This is a genomic window from Micromonospora lupini str. Lupac 08 (assembly GCF_000297395.2).
In the GTDB taxonomy this organism is placed as follows: Bacteria; Actinomycetota; Actinomycetes; order Mycobacteriales; family Micromonosporaceae; genus Micromonospora; species Micromonospora lupini.
On the sequence record NZ_HF570108.1, the window covers coordinates 6,440,996 to 6,459,222 of the forward strand.

The 18,227-nt window shown below is 71.7% G+C and carries 15 protein-coding genes; 4 read left to right on the forward strand and 11 right to left on the reverse strand.

The features are described 5' to 3' along the window. Positions 1-6: 6 nt before the first annotated feature. The 3 genes from tsaD to tsaB are packed head-to-tail and all read right to left on the reverse strand — an operon-like array spanning position 7 to position 2,205. Positions 7-1,053, reverse strand: coding sequence for a tRNA (adenosine(37)-N6)-threonylcarbamoyltransferase complex transferase subunit TsaD (gene tsaD / locus MILUP08_RS30520; protein WP_007465128.1), 1,047 nt, complete (start codon positions 1,051-1,053; stop codon positions 7-9). After that, on the reverse strand, positions 1,046-1,531 hold the full coding sequence (gene rimI / locus MILUP08_RS30525) for a ribosomal protein S18-alanine N-acetyltransferase (protein WP_007465130.1): 486 nt from the start codon (positions 1,529-1,531) through the stop codon (positions 1,046-1,048). The genes tsaD and rimI overlap by 8 nt, the downstream gene beginning before the upstream one ends. After that, entirely contained in the window at positions 1,528-2,205 is a 678-nt protein-coding gene (gene tsaB / locus MILUP08_RS30530) for a tRNA (adenosine(37)-N6)-threonylcarbamoyltransferase complex dimerization subunit type 1 TsaB (RefSeq protein WP_039906916.1), read from the reverse strand. The genes rimI and tsaB overlap by 4 nt, the downstream gene beginning before the upstream one ends. A 355-nt stretch (positions 2,206-2,560) precedes the next feature. Here tsaB and MILUP08_RS30535 point away from each other — a divergent pair, with 355 nt between their 5' ends. Then, complete coding sequence (locus MILUP08_RS30535; protein WP_039906918.1) at positions 2,561-3,265, forward strand: helix-turn-helix domain-containing protein; 705 nt, start codon at positions 2,561-2,563, stop codon at positions 3,263-3,265. Between the two features lie 53 nt (positions 3,266-3,318). Here MILUP08_RS30535 and MILUP08_RS30540 read toward each other — a convergent pair whose 3' ends face one another. The 6 genes from MILUP08_RS30540 to MILUP08_RS30565 all read right to left on the reverse strand — a co-directional run bounded on the left by MILUP08_RS30540 (position 3,319) and on the right by MILUP08_RS30565 (position 8,803). Continuing rightward, positions 3,319-4,020 (reverse strand): uracil-DNA glycosylase, encoded by a 702-nt coding sequence (locus tag MILUP08_RS30540; RefSeq protein WP_007465135.1) that lies wholly within the window; start codon positions 4,018-4,020, stop codon positions 3,319-3,321. 99 nt (positions 4,021-4,119) lie between these two features. Further along, positions 4,120-4,602, reverse strand: coding sequence for a tRNA (adenosine(37)-N6)-threonylcarbamoyltransferase complex ATPase subunit type 1 TsaE (tsaE, locus tag MILUP08_RS30545; RefSeq protein WP_007465137.1), 483 nt, complete (start codon positions 4,600-4,602; stop codon positions 4,120-4,122). After that, on the reverse strand, positions 4,599-5,702 hold the full coding sequence (locus MILUP08_RS30550) for an alpha/beta fold hydrolase (protein ID WP_007465139.1): 1,104 nt from the start codon (positions 5,700-5,702) through the stop codon (positions 4,599-4,601). Before MILUP08_RS30550 ends, tsaE begins: the two co-directional genes overlap by 4 nt. Next, positions 5,699-6,820, reverse strand: a complete 1,122-nt coding sequence (gene alr, locus MILUP08_RS30555; RefSeq protein ID WP_007465142.1) for an alanine racemase — start codon at positions 6,818-6,820, stop codon at positions 5,699-5,701. Before alr ends, MILUP08_RS30550 begins: the two co-directional genes overlap by 4 nt. A 90-nt stretch (positions 6,821-6,910) precedes the next feature. After that, complete coding sequence (locus MILUP08_RS30560; protein ID WP_007465143.1) at positions 6,911-8,380, reverse strand: NAD(P)H-hydrate dehydratase; 1,470 nt, start codon at positions 8,378-8,380, stop codon at positions 6,911-6,913. A 54-nt stretch (positions 8,381-8,434) separates the two neighbouring features. Then, entirely contained in the window at positions 8,435-8,803 is a 369-nt protein-coding gene (locus MILUP08_RS30565; RefSeq protein WP_007465147.1) for a holo-ACP synthase, read from the reverse strand. Positions 8,804-8,976: 173 nt separating this feature from the next. On the opposite strand from MILUP08_RS30565, the gene MILUP08_RS30570 reads away from it, so the two are divergent. After that, positions 8,977-9,273 (forward strand): hypothetical protein, encoded by a 297-nt coding sequence (locus MILUP08_RS30570; protein WP_007465149.1) that lies wholly within the window; start codon positions 8,977-8,979, stop codon positions 9,271-9,273. After that, positions 9,270-11,003: an alpha/beta hydrolase gene (locus MILUP08_RS37230; RefSeq protein ID WP_007465151.1), complete on the forward strand. Its 1,734-nt coding sequence runs from the start codon at positions 9,270-9,272 to the stop codon at positions 11,001-11,003. Before MILUP08_RS30570 ends, MILUP08_RS37230 begins: the two co-directional genes overlap by 4 nt. 58 nt (positions 11,004-11,061) lie before the next feature. Here MILUP08_RS37230 and glmS read toward each other — a convergent pair whose 3' ends face one another. After that, complete coding sequence (gene glmS / locus MILUP08_RS30580; protein WP_007465152.1) at positions 11,062-12,975, reverse strand: glutamine--fructose-6-phosphate transaminase (isomerizing); 1,914 nt, start codon at positions 12,973-12,975, stop codon at positions 11,062-11,064. Between the two features lie 238 nt (positions 12,976-13,213). Between glmS and MILUP08_RS35635 the strand changes: the two genes are divergently transcribed. Continuing rightward, positions 13,214-14,245, forward strand: coding sequence for an MmpS family transport accessory protein (locus MILUP08_RS35635; RefSeq protein ID WP_007465153.1), 1,032 nt, complete (start codon positions 13,214-13,216; stop codon positions 14,243-14,245). 37 nt (positions 14,246-14,282) lie between these two features. On the opposite strand, the gene MILUP08_RS35020 is transcribed toward MILUP08_RS35635, so the two are convergent. Further along, positions 14,283-18,152: a tetratricopeptide repeat protein gene (locus MILUP08_RS35020; protein ID WP_007465154.1), complete on the reverse strand. Its 3,870-nt coding sequence runs from the start codon at positions 18,150-18,152 to the stop codon at positions 14,283-14,285. Positions 18,153-18,227: the final 75 nt, after the last annotated feature.

The window sequence follows — 18,227 nt, forward strand, 5'->3', positions numbered from 1 at the left end:
CCCCCGTCACACGCTTACCGTTGTCAACGGCAACGCCGAGTCGGCCGGCAGATCGAGCCGGCTCGGCGCGACCCCGGCGGCGACCAGGTGCGACCCGAGCGCGGCGACCATCGCCCCGTTGTCGGTGCACAGCTTCGGCCGGGGCACCCGGACCCGGATGCCGTACTTCTCGGCCCGCTGCTCGGCGAGTGCCCGCAGCCGGGAGTTCGCGGCCACGCCACCGCCGATCACCAGCGTCTCGATCCCCTGCGCCCGGCAGGCGGCGAGCGCCTTGCTGGTCAGGACGTCACAGACCGCCTCCTGGAAGGACGCGGCGACGTCGGCCACCGGCACCGGCTCGCCGGCACGCTGCCGCGCCTCGACCCAGCGGGCCACCGCCGTCTTCAGCCCGGAGAACGAGAAGTCGTACCGGTGGGCGGCGAGATCCTTCGCGGCGGTGAGGCCCCGCGGGAAGGCGATCGAGGCGGCGTCACCGGCGCGGGCCTCCCGGTCGATGGGCGGGCCGCCCGGGAACGGCAACCCCAGCAGTCGGGCGACCTTGTCGAACGCCTCACCGGCCGCGTCGTCGATGGTGGCGCCGAGCGGGGTGACGCCCCGGGCCAGGTCGTCGACGAGCAGCAGCGACGAGTGCCCGCCGGAGACCAGCAGCGCGATGGCGGGTTCCGGGAGCGGGCCGTGCTCCAGGGTGTCCACCGCGACGTGCGCGGCGAGGTGGTTGACCCCGTACACCGGCTTCTCGGCGGCGAGCGCGTACCCCTTGGCGGCCGCGACGCCGACCAGCAGCGCGCCGGCCAGCCCGGGCCCGGACGTGACCGCGATGGCGTCGATGTCGGCCAGGGTGACACCGGCCTCGGTCAGCGCCCGCTGCATGGTCGGCACGATGGCTTCCAGGTGGGCCCGGCTGGCCACCTCGGGCACCACGCCGCCGAAGCGGGCGTGCTCCTCGACGCTTGACGCGAGCGCGTCGGCCAGCAGGGTGTGCCCGCGTACGATGCCGACGCCGGTCTCGTCGCACGAGGTCTCGATGCCCAGGATCAGCGGTTCGTCAGCCATGGTGATGTGGTCCGTCCCCGGTCGGCTCGGCGTCGCGCTGCATCACCAGCGCGTCGGTGTTGCTCGGTTGGTAGTAGCCGCGACGCACGCCGATCGGCTCGAACCCGTACATCGCGTAGAGCCGCTGGGCGGCGACGTTGTCGACGGCGACCTCCAGCAGGGTGCTGCGGGCCTCGCGCCGGGCCGCCTCGGCGAGCAACTCCTCCAGCAGGGCACGGCCGACGCCCCGCCGCTGGACGTCCCGCCGGACCGCGATGTTCTGCACCCACACCTCGTCGGGCGGGGCTCCGGCCAGCCCGGCGTAGCCGAGCACGGTGCCGTCGGCGTCGGTCGCGACGCGGTAGTGGTGGCCGTTGGCCAGCTCGTTCCAGAACATCGCGGGTGACCACTGCTCGGCGCCGAACAGGTCCGCCTCGATCGGCAGCGCCTCGTCGATGTGCCACCAGCGGAACGGTTCCAGCCGTACCGCCGCGGTCACGGGAGGACCGGTTTGCGGGCGGTCGCCGCCACGGCGTCCGGACGGCGCAGGTAGAGCGGGGTGAGTCGCTCGCTTGGCGCGCCGGCCCGGACCCGCTCGGCGGCGAGCTGCGCCAGCACGGTGGCCTCCGGGTAGCGCGGCTCGACCCGGACCGGCAGGTCCAGGGCTTCGGCGTACCGGTGCGCCCCGTCGCCGACCGCTATCGTCGCGCCCAGTTCCCGGGCGCGCGCGGCGGCCACCGCCGGCGTCGACACCTCCGGCCCGACGATCCGCTGACCGGCGCCGTCGTAGACGGCCCAGTACAGCTCCTTACGGCGGGCGTCGCTGGCGGCCAGCACCGGCTCGCCGGCCGCCGCCGGGTAGCCGATCCCATCCAGGGAACACACGCCGTACGTCGGCACGCCGAGCACCTGCCCCATCGTGGCGGCGGTGACCAGGCCGACCCGCAGCCCGGTGAACGGCCCCGGGCCGAGCCCGGCGACGATGGCGCCCAGGTCACGCGGACGCGCCCCGGCATCGGCGAGGACCGCGTCAACCTGGGGCGCGAGCAGTTCACCGTGCGCGCGGGCGTCGACCGTGCACCGGTGCGCCCGGGACGTCACGCCGTCCGCCGAGATCTCCACCAACGCTGCGGTCACCGCGGGGGTCGAGCTGTCCACCACGAGTACGAGCACGGTTAGCCAGCCTAGCGGCCCCGCCACGGCCACCCGCCACGCCCCGCCCCACCACCGCCCCAGGCCCGCCGCAGCCCACTGCGGTCCTCGGGACGGCCCGCCCACCCGCACCCCGCAGCCACCCCACAGCCTTCCCGCCGGGCGGCGAAGCGGCCGGAGGGACGACGCCACATTTCCTTTTGAGCGTGATGCCTGTGAGTCATCTTGATGCCCCACAGGCATCACGCTCACTGGGATGGGGCCCGCCGCCAGCCGCCAGGTCATCGACCGGGGCGGTCCTCGGCCGGATCAGCGGCGAGTCGTCAATATGCCGCAGAGGTATCGCCGGTATTCGGCCTTGGTCCACCATGCCGGGATGCCATCCACTCGCCTTGTCACCCTTCTCGGCGCTACCGTGCGGCAGCAACGACACCTGCGCGAGCTGAGCCAGCGTCAGTTGGCCGCGCTCGCCGGGGTCAGCCAGGCTGCGGTGGCCAGGATCGAACGTGGCGAGCGTGCGCCGACCATCCCGGTGCTGGAACGGATGCTCGCTGCGATGGATGTGCAGCTGACCGTCGGGGTGGAGCCGCTGGACACGCACCTTGACGCCCGGATGGACGCCCTGGCTGCTCGGCCGATCGCCGAGCGGATCGCCGAGCTGGACCTGGATCGGTTGCTGGACCGGCTCAACGATCTACCCCAGGTGCTCACCGGGAGTACGGCTGCGCTGTTGCAGGGCGCGCCGGTGCCGGTGGAGGCTCTGGAGATCGCCGTGCGTTGGCAGGACTCGAAGGTGTTGACCCGCTGGCTGGAGAGGAACTACGGCCAGCGGTGGAACGCTCGCTGGGGCGAGTTCGGCGGGGTGTGGTTGGAGCCCGAGGAGCCCGGCGAACACCGCTGGTCGACCCGGTACGGGGAGATCAGGGCCACGATGTGCGACGAGCTCCCCGAGACGATCGAGGTGCGCCACGGCGACCGGAGTTATCAGGTGGTGCCACTTGTCGAACTGGAGCTGACCGAGCCGCGCGCCGCCGATCTGCTACGCCGTTACCGGGACCGGCAATCGGCCAGCGCCGGCTGAACCAACCGCCGGCCGACCTGCGGGCTGCGGGCAGCGCGCGGCCTGGTGCCAGCTCAGCCCGCGGTGCGCTCCCAGTCGATGGTGGGGCGGCCGGCGTCGGCGAGCGCCTTGTTGGCCGCGCTGAACGGGCGACTGCCGAGGAAGCCACGCGGGTTCATCGGGCTGGGGTGGCCGGCCTCCAGCACCACGTGCTGGGGGTTGGTGACCAGGGCCGCCTTCTTGCGCGCGTAGCCGCCCCAGAGCAGGAAGACCACCCGGTCCGGTGTGGCGTTCAGCGCCCGGATGGTGGCGTCGGTGAACTCCTCCCAGCCCGAGTTGGCATGCGAGCCGGGGGTGGCCTGGCGCACGGTCAGCACCGCGTTGAGCAGCAGCACGCCCTGCGCGGCCCAGCCGTCGAGGTTGCCGCTGCGCGGCTTGGCCACGCCCACGTCCTCGCCCAGCTCCTTGAAGACGTTGCGCAGCGACGGTGGCACGGCCACCCCGTCGCGGACGCTGAAGCTCAACCCGTGGGCCTGCCCGGCGCGGTGATAGGGGTCCTGCCCGAGGATCAGCACCCGGGTGCTCTGCGGCGGGCAGAGCCGGTACGCGGAGAAGAGGTCCTCCAACGGCGGGAAGACGGTCTGCGTCTCGTACTCCCGGGCGACGAACTCGGCCAGCGCGGCGGTGCGGACCGGATCGAGGTGCGGGGTGAGCACGGCACGCCACTGCTCCGGCAGCAGGGCCAGCAGATCCAGGGCGGGGGCGTCGTCGGGCATCAGGAACCTCTTCCAGCGCGTGTCGGTCCCCCGCACTCTAGGCACCGGGTCCGACAGGCTCCAGGCACCGGGTCCGACAGCGCCGCGCCGGCACGGGCCCTAACTCAGCTCGGCGAGCCGCCGGGCCCAGTCGCCACCGACCGGGTCCAGCTCGACGATCCGGGTGTCGTCGTCGCGGCGGTCGATACGGACCCGCAGGTGCGCGTCGACCAACTGCTCCACCAGGCCCTCACCCCACTCCACGACGGTCACCGACTCGTCCACCGAGGCGTCTAGGTCCAGGTCGTCGATCTCGGCACGCGGGTCGCTGGCGGCGCCCAGCCGGTACGCGTCGGCGTGCACCAGGGCCACCCGGCCACCTCGGGCCGGGTCGGGTCGGTGCACGCGGGCGATCACGAACGTCGGCGAGGTGACGTCGCCGAGAACGTGGAGCCCCGCGCCGACGCCCTGGGTGAGCGCGGTCTTGCCGGCGCCCAGCGGGCCGGTCAACAGCACCAGGTCACCGGCCCGCAGCAACCCGGCCAGCCGGCGACCGAACTCCTGAGTGTCCTCGACGGTCGGCAGTTTGACGACGAAACTCACCGGTCCTCCATGCTCTCCAGTGACTCGAGGAACCGCGCCAGCGCGGCGTTCACCTCGTCGGCGTGCTCCAGCATCACCACGTGACCACTGTCTTTGATCTTGATGAACTCGGCGTGCGGCAACCGCCGGACGATCTCCTCGGAGTGTGTCACGGGAGTGATCATGTCCTTGTCGCCGACGACCACCAGCACCGGCGCGTTCGCCAACGCGGCCAGCGCCGGGAAACGCGAGTGTGTGGCAAGCGTCCGCAGGTAGCGGGTCACCGTGTCGGCGGAGGTCCGGGAGTTCATCGTCTCCACGTACGACACCAGCGCCGGGCTGGGCTTGCGGGTGCCGAAGCCGTACTTGCGGGTGAGCAGCCAGGCCACGTTCGACGTGGACTTGCGAGCCTTGTCGATCACCGGACCGCCGTACCGGGTGGCGTTGCTGACCATGTAGAGCACCGGCCCGCCGACCCGGCCGAGCAGCGCCGGCGCGACAAGCTTGGTCTCCGCGATCAACCCGCCCGACGTGGCCATCAGCACGGTGCCCACCACCCGGTCACCGAACAGCTCCGGGAACAGCTCGGCGAACGCCATGATGGTCATGCCGCCCATCGAGTGCCCGACCAGCACCAGCGGCCCCTCCGGAGCGGTCCGGTCGATGACCTGGCGCAGCGTCCGACCCAGCACCGCCAGGTCGTACTCCCCGGTCTCCAACCGGCCGGACCGGCCGTGACCGGGCTGGTCGTACGCGACGACCCGGTAGTCGCCGCGCGCGGCGAGCATCTGGCGCTGGAAGTGGAAGGTGCCCATGTCCAGGCAGAAGCCGTGCACCAGCACCACGGTCGGGTGACCCGGCACCGGGCGGGTCGGCTCGACCACCTCGACGTGGATGTCGGTGCCGTCCGGCAGCTCCAGCCGGAACGCCTCGTCGTACCGCTGCCCGCCGAACCTCTCGTGGGCGTAGCGGTCGGCCGGGTCGGCCTTGAGCCGGCGGACCAGGGTGCGTTCGGTCGCGACGCCTGCGGCCAGGCCGGCCGCCGCCACCCCGACCGCGGCGCCGACCAGGCCGGCGACCCGGCCGGCCGCGGTCCGCGGCCGCGGGATGCGGTACGTCATGGGGAGCGCTCGCCGTCGTAGACGCGCGGCACCCGCGTGCTGCCGAACCGGGTGACGATCTCGTAGTTGATCGTGCCGACCGCCTCGGCCCAGTCGTCGGCAGTCGGCTCGCCGTCGGCGCCGCTGCCGAACAGGGTCGCCACGTCACCGTCGGCCACCGGGTCGTCGCCGCAGTCGAGCACGAACTGGTCCATGCAGACGCGCCCGGAGATCGTCCTCCGCACGCCGCCGAGCTGCACCGGCCCGCTGTTGGAGGCGTGCCGGGGCACACCGTCGGCGTATCCGAGGGGCACCACGGCGAGGTTCGCGTCGGACTCGGTCGTGTAGGTGTGCCCGTAGGACACGCCGGTGCCGGCGGGCACCCGCTTGGTGAGCATCACCCGGGCCCGCGCCGTCATCGCCGGCCGCAGCCCGTACGTCTCGCCGGCCACCGGGGACAGACCGTAGATCGCCAGCCCGGGTCGGACCAGGTCGAAGTGGGTGTCCGGGCGGGTCAGGGTGGCCGCCGAGTTGGCCAGGTGCCGCCAGCGGGGGCGCAGCCCGGCCTGCTCGACCATCGCCAGGCCCTCGTGGAACACGGCGAGCTGCCGGTCGGTGGTCGGGTGACCGGGCATGTCCGCGTACACGAAGTGGCTCCACACACCGACCACCTCGACCAGGCCGTCGGCCTGCGCCTTGGCGGCGGCGTCGAGCAGCGCCGGCCAGTCGGCGACTGTGGCGCCGCCCCGGGACAGCCCGGTGTCGATCTTCAGGTGCAGCCGGGCGGGGCGCTCGGCACGTCGGCTCGCCTCGATCATCTCGTCCAGTTGCGCAAGGCTCGCGGCGGCGAGGTCCACCCCGGCGCCGACCCCCTCGTGCAGCGGCAGCCCCGGCGCGAGCAGCCACGCCAGCACGGGCGCGGTGATCCCGGCCCGGCGCAGCGTGAGCGCCTCGTCGAGGGTGCAGACGCCGAGCCAGTCGGCCCCCGCGTCCAGTGCCGCGCGGGCGGCCGGGAGCATCCCGTGGCCGTACCCGTCGCCCTTGACCACCGCCATCAGCTCGGCGGTGGTGCCGGAGCGGAGCCGGCTCACGTTCTCGCGGATCGCGTCAAGATCGACGCGTACCTCGGCCTGCCACATGCGCCCAGCCTACTTTCCACCCTGATCACCGTGGGCGGCGACGCACGGCCCGCTCCGGCGGACCGGTCAGGCGCCCCGGAACGGGAACGATCAGCCCAGCCGGGCGATGACCGGACGCAGCGCCGTCGCCACGTCGGGCGCGGTCACCGGGCCGCCGCGGGCCGCCTCGCGACCGGCGAGCCCGTGCAGGTACGCGGCCGAGGCCGCCGCCCGGTCCGCCGGCACCCCGGCCGCGAGGAGCGAGCCGAGCAGCCCGGCCAGCACGTCGCCGGTGCCACCGGTGGCCAGCGCCGGGGAGCCGGTCGGGTTGACGTACGCCCGGCCGTCCGGCGTGCCGATCACCGTGCGGTCCCCCTTGAGCAGCACCACCGCGTTCATCCAGGCGGCCAGCCGCAGCGCGGCCCCGACCCGGTCGGCGCCGGGCTCCTCCCCGCACAGCCGGGTGAACTCCCGGTCGTGCGGGGTGACCACGATCGGCGCGTCCCGGCCGCGCAGCCGGTCGGCGAGTGAGCCGTCCACCAGCAGGGTCAGCGCGTCCGCGTCGAGCACCACCGGCACCGGGGCGGCCAGGACGGCCCGCAGCTCGGCCGCCGCGTCGTCGCCGGTGCCCAGCCCCGAGCCGCACACCCAGGCCTGCACCCGGCCGGCGTCGCCGACGCGCCCGGTGGTGATCACCGAGGGGTGCTGGTGCAGCACCTCGGCCCGCGCGCCACCGGCGTAGCGGACCAGGCCCGTCGGCCCGGCGAGCGCCCCGCCGACGGAGAGCACCGCCGCGCCCGGATACGTCGCCGAGCCGGTCGCCACCCCGACCACGCCCCGGGTGTACTTCTCCGACGCCGCGCCCAGCTCCGGCCACCACTGTTCGAGGTCGGACCACTCGGTGACCCGCAGCGCGGGAGTGCCCCGTAGCCAGGGCCGCAGCCCGATGTCGACAAGCTCCACCTGCCCGGCCAGGACGGCCGCCGGCCCGACCACCAGGGCGGGCTTCAACGCGCCGAAGGCCACCGTCACGTCGGCGCGGACCGCGGTGGGCCGGCCGGACGCGGACAGCGGAACGTGCCCGGTGTCCACCGACACCCCGCTCGGCACGTCCACGGCCAGCACGGTGGCCCGACCGCCGTCGCGCCCGCGCAGATCGTCGAGGCGCTGGACCAGCTCGTCCGCGCTCGCCCGCAGCCCGCCCGTGCCACCGATCCCGACGATGCCGTCGACGACCAGGTCGACGGGGCCGGTCGGGCGGTCGACCAGCCGGCCACCGGCGGCGCGCAGCGCGGCCAGCCCGGCGGCGTGCGCCCGCCCCGGGGTGAGCAGCAGTGCGGACACCTCGACGCCCCGGCGGGCCAGCCGTTCCCCGGCGTAGAGGGCGTCACCGCCGTTGTCGCCGGAGCCGACGAGCAGCAGCACCCGGGCGCCGTACACCCCGCCCCGCTCGGCGAGCAGCAGGGCCGCCCGACGGGCCAACCCGGCGGCGGCACGCTGCATCAGCGTGCCCTCCGGCAGTGTGCCCTTCAGCCCCGCCTCGGCCGCCCGTACGTCGGCTGCCCGCCACACCGCTCTCATGTCACCGTGCCCCATTCCGCTCGCGGGTGGGCCACCACGGCCACCCGGCCGACGTCACCGTTCCGCGACCACCATCGCCGACGCGATCCCGCCGTCGTGCGACAGCGAGAGATGCCAGTGGTTGATCCCATGCGCGACGGCCGCCGCCGCGACGCTGCCCGAGACGGTCAGCCAGGGCCGGCCGGTCGGGTCGGGCACGATCTCGCAGTCGTGCCAGCTCAGCCCGGCCGGTGCGCCGAGCGCCTTGGCGACGGCCTCCTTCGCGGCGAACCGGGCGGCGAGCGACTCGGGCGAGCGTGGCGTGCCGGAGCGGGTGGCCCGCTCGGCCGCGGTGAAGAGCCGGTCGGCGAGCAGCGGCGTCCGCGCCAGGGACCGGGCGAACCGGTCGACCAGGACGACGTCGATGCCGACAGCGACGATCACCAGACCACCCTACCGGCGGTGGAGGCGGCAGATTAGCCGTCGGGCCCGCCGTGGGCAACGCCTGTGGACACACCGGGGTACGGCCGCAGCCGGCTGTCCACAGGGCACTCCGGGACGGCCCGGCGCTGCCTAGCGTCAGCGCGTGGAATGCCGATCGTCACGGGGGTGGGGTCATGACCGAGGAGCCGTTCGCCGTCCGGCCGCAGGAGCTGCGCGCCGTGGCCGGTGCGCTCGACGACGAGGCGTACCGGTTGGCGTGGGGCCTGGCGAGGGTTTCCGGGCTGCTGGTGCCGGCACCGGGTTGGCGCGCCGCCACGGCTCTGGCGGCGCTGGAGTCGGCCGCGCACGCGTGGTTCTGCCGGCAGGGCGCGGCGGTGGCGGCGACCGCGGGTGGCGTCCGGGCGGCGGCCGAGGCGTACGAGACGGTGGACGACCGGGCTGCCGGCCGGTTCGCCGTCCTGCCGCGGTGAGCGGCGTCGGCTACCGGCAGCTCTGGGCCGCCGATCCGGGCGGCTGGCGGGCGGCCGGGGCCGCCTGGGCCGGGTTGGCCGGTCCGGTCGAGCGGCACGCCGGCGAGCTGGCCGGTTCCGCCGGGCGGTTGCGGGGCGACTGGTCGGGCGCGGCCGCGGTGGCGGTGGACGCCCGGCTGGCCGGCCTGCGGGGCGAGATGACCTCGGTGACGCCCGCGCTGATCGAGGCCGATCAGGTGCTGTCCGAGCTGGCTGGCCAACTCGTCGTGGCGAAGGCGCGGCTCGCCGAGGCGGTCGCCCGGGCCGACGCGGCCGGCCTGGTGGTGGACCGGTCCGGCGCGGTGCACGTCGATCCGGCTCGTCCCCGACCGGCCGAACGGGCCGGCACGGTCGCAGCGGGTGCCGCAGCGTCCGCAGGGGTGACGGCGGCCGGAGCGGGTGCCGCAGCGTCCGCAGGGGTGACGGCGGCCGGAGTGGGTGTGGCGGCGGCCGGGAGGGCGGCAGCGGCGGGAGCCGGCGTGGCGGCGGCGGAGGCGGCGGCCGGGGTGGCGGCGGCGCTGCGGGGCGCGCTGGAGTTGGCCGACGCGGCGGACCGGCTGGCCACCGACCGGTTGGACGAGCTGGCCCGGGCCGCCGGCACCGGTTGGGCGTCCCCACCGCCGCCCGGCCGACCGGCCCCCGGGGCGACGCCGGCGCTTGTGCGCGCCTGGTGGTCCGGGTTGACCCCGGCGCAGCGACGGTGGCTGGTCGGGCACGAGCCGGCTCTCGTCGGCGTCCTGGACGGAGTGCCGGTGGCCGCCCGCGACCAGGCCAACCGTCTGCGGCTCGGTGCGCGGCGTGCGGAGTTGCTTGCCGAGCGTCGGCGGCTGCTGGCCCAGGTGCCGCCGGGGCCGCTCGCGTCGCTGCGACTGCGGGCGGTGGCGGCGCGGCTGGCGGGCCTGGACGCGCTCACCGAACGCCTGACGGAAGGGGAGCCGCGGGCGTACCTGCTGGGACTGGACCCGGCCGGCGAGGGTCGGGTGGTGGTGGCGCTCGGCGATCCGGACCACGCCGACCGGGTGCTGACGTACGTGCCGGGAATGACCGCCGGGCTCGACGACGCCCCCGGCGAGCTGGGTCGAGCCGCCCGGGTGCTGGAGCGCTGCGCCACGCTCGCGCCGGGCGAGCGCAGCGCGGCGGTGCTGTGGCTTGACTACGACGCACCAGACTTCCTGACCGAGGCGGCGTCGGCCGGCCAGGCCCGGGACGCCGGCCCGGCGCTGCACCGCTTCCAGGAGGGTCTGCGCGCCACCCACGAGGGGCCGCCGGCGCGGCAGACCGTGCTCGGGCACAGCTACGGGTCGCTGGTGGTGGGCGTCGCCGCCCGGGAGCACGGGCTGGCGGCCGACGCGCTCATGTTCGTCGGCTCACCGGGGGTCGGTGCGGCGCACGCCGCCGAGCTCGGCGTACCGGCCGGCGAGGTGTGGGCCAGCAGGGCTCCGGACGACGTGATCCGCCTGGCCCGGCCGGCGGACGAGCTGGGCCACCGCGTCCTGCGGGGTGCCGCCCCGCTCGCCGCCGTGCTGGCCTGGCCGGAGCGGACCGGCCACGAGCTGTGGTTCGGTCACGACCCGGCCGACTCCGGGTTCGGCGGCCGGGTCTTCCCCAGCGGTCGCGGCGGGCACAGCGGCTACTGGGAGCCGGGCAACCCGGCGCTGGACGGGATGGCCCGCGTGGTGCTGGGCCGCTGACGGCAGGGCCCCGGGCACCGCGGGTGCGGTGCGCCGGGGCCCCGGACGTGGGCGGCGACTACTCGACGGTGACCGACTTGGCCAGGTTGCGGGGCTGGTCCACGTCATGCCCCCGGGCGGCGGCGATCTCGGCGGCGAGCACCTGCAGCGGCACCGTGGTGACCAGCGGGGCCAACAGCGTCGGCGTACGCGGCACGTAGATCAGGTGGTCGGCGTACCGGACGACGGCCTCGTCGCCCTCCTCCGCGATCACGATGGTCCGCGCGCCGCGCGCCCGGACCTCCTGGATGTTGGAGACGACCTTGTCGTGCAGCATCCCCCGGCCCACCGGCGACGGCACCACGCAGATCACCGGGGTGCCCTTGTCGATCAGGGCGATCGGGCCGTGCTTCAGCTCACCGGCGGCGAAGCCCTCGGCGTGCATGTACGCCAGCTCCTTGAGCTTCAGCGCGCCCTCCAGGGCCACCGGGTAGCCGACGTGCCGGCCGATGAACAGGACTGTGGGCTCGGACTTCAACTCGCGGGCCAGCTCGCGCACGGGCTCGATGCGGTCCAGCAGCTCGCGCAGCTTGCCCGGCATGTCCTGAAGCTGGGCCACGACCGCGCCGACCTCGTCGGCGAACTTGATTCCGCGGACCTGGGCCAGGTGCAGGCCGATCAGGTAACAGGCGACGACCTGGGTGAGGAACGCCTTGGTGGAGGCGACGGCGATCTCCGGACCGCCGTGGGTGTAGAGGACGGCGTCGGACTCGCGGGGGATGGTCGAGCCGTTGGTGTTGCAGACCGCCAGCACCCGGGCCTTCTGCTCCTTGGCGTGGCGCAGGGCCATCAGGGTGTCCATCGTCTCGCCGGACTGCGAGATCACCACGATCAGCGTGGACCGGTCGAGCACCGGGTCCCGGTAGCGGAACTCGCTGGCCAGTTCCACCTCGCACGGGATCCGGGTCCAGTGCTCGATGGCGTACTTGGCGACCAGGCCGGCGTGGTACGCGGTGCCGCAGGCCACGATGAAGATCTTGTCGACGTCGCGCAGATCCTGGTCGCTGAGGCGGACCTCGTCCAGGGCGATCTCACCGCTCTCGGTGAGCCGGCCGAGCAGCGTGTCGGCGATGGCCTGCGGCTGCTCCTCGATCTCCTTGAGCATGAACCAGTCGTAGCCACCCTTCTCGGCGGCCGACGAGTCCCAGTCGATGTGGAAGTCCTTGCCGCTGGCGGGCTGACCGTCGAAGTCGGTGATCTCGATGCTGTCGCCGGTGATCAGAACGATCTGGTCCTGACCCAGCTCCACCGCCTCCCGGGTGTGCTCGATGAAGGCGGCCACGTCGCTGGCCAGGTAGTTCTCCCCCTCGCCCCGGCCGACGACAAGCGGTGAGTTGCGCCGGGCGCCGACGACCGCGCCGGGCACCCCGGCGTCGACCGCGAGCAGGGTGAACGCGCCCTCCAGCCGCTGGCACACGACGCGCATGCCGGCGGCGAGCAGCTGCGGACCGTCCGGCTGGCCGGCGGCGCGCAGGTCGGCAAGCGCGGCGGAGAGCAGGTGCGCGGCGCACTCGGTGTCGGTGTCGCTGGTGAACTGGACGCCGTCGGCCTCCAGCTCGGCGCGGAGCTTGGCGAAGTTCTCGATGATGCCGTTGTGGATCACCGCGACGCGGCCGTCGGGGGCCAGGTGCGGGTGGGCGTTGCGATCGGTCGGCCCGCCGTGGGTGGCCCACCGGGTGTGCCCGATGCCTGTGGTGCCGTCACCGATGCCGATCGGGCTGGCCGCGCAGGAGGTCGGGTCGTCGGCGGCGCGCTCGGAGAGCACCTTCTCCAGGTTGGCGAGCTTGCCCGCCTTCTTCTCGGTCAGCAGCTGGCCGTCGCAGACGATCGCGACGCCCGCGGAGTCGTAGCCCCGGTATTCCAGCCGCCGCAGCCCGTCGAGCACGATGCCCAGTGCGGGGCGCGCGCCCGCGTATCCCACGATTCCACACATGGCCCGCAGCCTAACCCAGTTTCGCTCAGCATGGGTGCTCGAAAGTCGGCTAAACAAGCACCGAATTTGAGCGATCGGTGGTGGGTGGGCCGCAATGGGACGAGTGTCACGGACCCGCTCGCGGCGCTGCGGACACGACGGGGTTGCGGACCGCCAGCGGGTACGACAGTCTTCCGGCGGGTTCGGCGCGCTCTTCCCTGACCCGTTGGCCCCATACCCACTCCCGCCCGGAGCAGCCATGTCCGACGCGCCGCCGCCCGAGGCGTCCCCGACGCCACCCCCGGAGCCAACCCCGACGCCGCCGGATCCGACGGCGGGACCGCCGACGCCGCCGCCGTCCGACTGGTCCGCGCCGGGCTCCTTCCCGATGCCCGACCCGCTGGCTCCGGGCCAGCCCTGGGCACCCCCGTCGCCCTGGACGCCCGGCCCGCCCTCCGCGCCCTGGACGCCCGGCCCGCCCTCCGCGCCCTGGACGCCCGGCCCGCCCTCTGCGCCCTGGACGCCCGGCCCGCCGCCCACGCCCTGGACGCCCGGCCAGCCGCCCGAGCCGTCGATGCCCGAGGCGACAGCCCAGCCCGATCCCACCGGAACCTCGTGGACGCCCTCCGGGTCGACCCCCTGGCCGCCCCCGGGTCACCCGCCGGCGGGCTATCCCCCACCGGGCTATCCCCCACCGGGCTACCCGCCGCAGTATCTGCACCCCGGCTATCCGCAGGTGGGTGGCCGCCCTCCCGCCGGCAACGGTCGGGTGGTCGGGATCGTCGTCGGGATCGTCGCGGCGCTCGTCCTCGCCGTCTGCGGCTGCTTCTGCGTGGCCGGGCCCCTGATCGACCAACTGGTCTCGGGGTCGGCCGCCGAGGACCCGTACGACACCGGCCCGTTCGACGACGACGGCTGGCCGCCGACCGCCGCACCGGACCCCACCGCGCCCACGGACGCGGAGACCACCACCGCCGCGCCCACCAAGAAGCCGATCACGCGCCCGACGTCGGGGCCGGCACCGGTGACAGTGGTCTACGAGGTGACAGGCGTGGGCGAGGCGGACATCGCGTACTACGACGCGGAGAGCGATCTCATCCACGTCGACGGCGCGAAGCTGCCCTGGCGCATGACCATCCGCACCAACGGCCAGAGCCGGGTCATGGTGGAGGCCAGGTGGTCCGACTATCAGGAGCGACCGATCGACTGCGCCGTCACGGTCACCGGCGGTGGCAAACCGGTCGTCAACAGGACTCGGGGGACCTGGGCGACCAGTTGTGAGCCCGAGTGAGGCTGAGTGTGCTCCGTCGGCTTGATCGTCGAGCCGTCTATTCACGGCGAGGCGGACGACCGAACGGGCCGCCTTTGGCAGCCAGACGTCCAGGCCCGAAGCTCAGGCGGCCGGGGCCAGAGCTGGGGTCACCGGTCGGCCCTGACGAAACCTGACTCAGGCTAGCTGTTAGATAAGCCTCTACACCGCCGGGAAGACGCAGTCGGTTAATAAGCGGCAAAAGAACGCCGAGTGCCACCAACCCAATCATGAGCGGCGTCAATATGGACACCATAGCTCCATCCACCCGGGAGTTGCCGGTCAAAAAGGCAACCCAGAGGGTGCAGAGTAGTGCCACGGCGAGCGTCGTCAAGGTGGCGCTACCAAAAGCCGCTGGACGAGAGAGCCGCGTTGAGCGGTCAAGCGCTCTCAGCACTCGTCGCGCCTCAAACTGCGAATTGTCTAGACGAAGGCACATGCGGAGATGACCCTTTGCCCGAAGGCGACGCCACGGGCGTAGATATATGGTGGCCTCACCCTCCCCCAATTTGTACTCGGCCACGCCTGCCACGAAGTAGGGTTCAGCGCTCCTTGGGACGAGGGCTATTACCTCGGTGGCCGTCTCCAACGCCTCCTCGTAAAGCTCAACGCGCTGCGTGGCATCACCCTCCTGCAATAACAGCCGAGCAAGCGCGAGTTGCAACTGCCAACGTGGTGTATCACTTTCCGGCAACCCGATCGCCCTTCGCAATGCTTCCTCAGCGGCCGGAAACCCGCCTTGGCCGCCTTGAGCATGTGCCAGCGCAACGCCGAGGCTCGCTGCAGCGCTCTCTGGCCATGCCGCCTCCGCCTGCCGGAAGTGATAGATGGCCAGGTCTGCCGCTACCTTCGGGTCGGTTTCGCTCAGCGCGCGCTGTAGAAGCACATTGCCCATTTCAAGGTGAGCCGCAGCGTCGAAGGGGTCGCGCTCAATGACACGACGAAGCAGCTCCTCAGCCTCGGATTGGCGCCCGAGATGAGCCAGAAAGGCTCCGAGGTCGACACGACTACCTACGGTACCGTCCAGCTCTACGGCGCGTCTCAGGTGATGCTCGGCCGCAGCAAGGCGACCGCGCCGAAAGTTCAGTACGCCGAGACAAGTATGGGCCTCCTGATTCATCGGACGGCGGGCCAGGACCTCCCAACACAGCCGCTCAGCCTCGTCATCACCGGTCCGATCGTCGCTACGCACCTGCACCCAGGCCAAGCCCAGGTGTGCGGTCGTTGAGTAGCAGCGCTCACCGAGAGCCAGCCGAAAATGTCGCTCAGCCTCGTGATGTCGATGTTGATCTAGCGCGATCCAACCGAGGCCGCATGCTGCGACGGCTCGTTCTCGAGGAGACACACTCTCCTCGAAGAGGCCGTGAAAGACGGCGGCCGCCCGCCCATACTGCCGACTGTCGCGGTAGACCCAGCCGAGTTCGGCCCTCGCTGACATACGATGAGGCCGTTCACGGACCCACTGTTCCATCAACCGCAACGCCTCATCAAATCGACGCATCGAACGCAGCGCGGCGGAGACCGATTCCTGCGAGCTGGCCGGGTACGGACCCGAGACCGGGTGGGCGTTAAATACCGCGATAGCTTCCTCGAAGCGACCCAGTGCGTCGAGAACGTGCCCGAGTTCCCGCATCGGGTCACCATCCGAGGGGAACCGCCGCATCCCCTCCCGGGCGACTGCCTCAGCCTCAGACAACCGCCCGAGCATGCGCAGAACTCTTATCCGTCCACACATGTAAAAACTGTTGATCGGATCAATACGATCCGCCTCCACCCATTCCTCCAGAGCCGCCTCGTACCTACCACATCTTTCGAGTACGTGCGCTAGATTAGCCCGACTGTTTGCCGAGTATGGCCGGTGGACACAAGCCTCCCGCGCTGCGGATTCCGCTTTTTCGAATTCCTCCTGTTCGCAGAGAGCATCTAGATACCAGCCTTGGACCCAGGCATCGGCGGGAAATCCGCAAAGTATCTCGTCGTACAGTTGCACAGCCTCTTCATATCGACCGAACGCCTCTCGCACGAAAGCGAGCTGCGTAAGCAGTCTTGGCAGTCGACCAAACCTGACAATCGCGCGTTCAGCCAGCGATTCAGCTTTAGTGAATTCTCGGATAGAGATAAGCAGGTGCACCCGCCAGTCGACAACGGCGGCATCCTCGGATCGCTGGCCAAGTTGCTCGAGCAACTTCATCGCTTCTTCGTGCTGGCCAGAGTCGTTAAACCGGCGCACCACCCTCAGGATGACATAAAGGTCAGCCTGACGTCCTTCGAGAACGCGACGCAGGACGGCATCCGCGTCGCGCCGCCTTCCTTGGAGGTCGAGCAAACGTAGCTGCTCGTCGAGTAGGTCGTTTCGATCTGGCGACACCATCAATGCATCGGCGGCGGCAGCTTCCGCTTGCCTGATACGGCCGAGCTTGCGAAGCGTGATGGTTCGCCAGAGCAACGCTTGGGAATCGCACGGGTCAAGCGTCAGGGCGCGTTCCAAGCACGGCAGCGCTGCTGCGTACTCCTCGCCATCGTCATACAGCCATGCCGCTTCTACAGCGAACTGCGCGTCGAGTGGACGACTACGACGACGGGCGGTAATGCCGTCGTGCGCTTCGTCGAGTCGCTGCATTCTTCCCAGCATCCGAGCAACACCGCGAGCAGCGGCAATTGATTGAATATCGATTTCAGCTGCGGCTTGAAACTCCACCAAAGCCGCGTGGGGCCCCTGCGCCGTCGCAAGCAACCAGGCAAGCTGGGTCCTCAAACCAGTCTCTTGCGGGAATTTTTCGACGTAGCCCCGACTAACCTCTACGGCCTTATCGAGATATCCCGACACCTCAAGACAGGTGACTCGTTTCCGCATCGCGTCGGTCAGGAAAGGGTATTCATCGAGCGTTTGCACCGCCAGACTGAGTGCCTCCGCGGGGCGACTCAGATCCAGGCGAACGTCTGCCCGAGCTCTCCACAGCCGTACCGATGCTTCGATCGATCCGTCCCGAGCGGTCAGGTGGCGCTCGGCCTCGTCGTGCCGGCCCAGCTCTCGGAGCACGTCGGCGGTACCCACCACCGACTCCACGAGGTCCGGCTGAAGCTCTTCCGCCTTCCGATACAGGGCGAGGGCCTCAGTAAGACGGCCACGAGACCAGAGAAGTCCGGCTAAGTCACTGCATGGCCAAGCCTCCTCTGGCAGCCGATCCACACTGTCCCGTAGTAACTCCTCAGCTCGCTCCCAGCGACCCAGCAGACGAGAAGTACGGACCATGCGACGCAGGGTCCACTGATCGAATGGATCCTGTTCGTAAGCAGCAGCGGCCGCCGAATAGGCATTGTCATAGAGCCCAACATCTTCGAAGCAGAGCGACAGTTCATTGTGTAGATCAATCACCTCGGGATTCAACTGCAGCGCCCGCTCATTTGCGGCCAGTGCTTCGGGGTAGCGATAACTGTAGCGCAGCCCGGTGATGTGCCATTCCAGGGCGTTGGGATCTGACGGTGACAGATCGCAAGCTTGCTCGAAGTATGCGAGGGCACGTGATTGATTGAGCTGCCACATGGCCAGGCGGCCGGCGGCGACCAGAACCAGAGGGTCTTCTGGGAAGTCGGCGAGTGCACCTTCGGCGGCTTGCTCAGCGTCCCCGATTCGCCACAGCTTCTCCAGGGCGGCGATCTGCCAGGAGCGGGGCACCGGATCATGTGGATCGGATTCAGCCGCGGCATCGAAGTGGGTCAGTGCAGACGAGAAGCGGTCCTGCTCTAAGAGCACACGGCCCCGTAGCACGTCAGCGCGTGCCCGCGGGCCAGGATCCGGGCCCAACCCGGAACCAATGATCAGATACTCGACCCGCTTCGTCTCACCGTGGCGCAGATGGCGATACGCCTGCTCAAGATTGCTGTCCATCGCCCACCCTTCATCAACGCTCGTGGTTTAACGTAGTGGCGGACCGCAAGTGGGCAGACCTACCGCCCGGCCGTA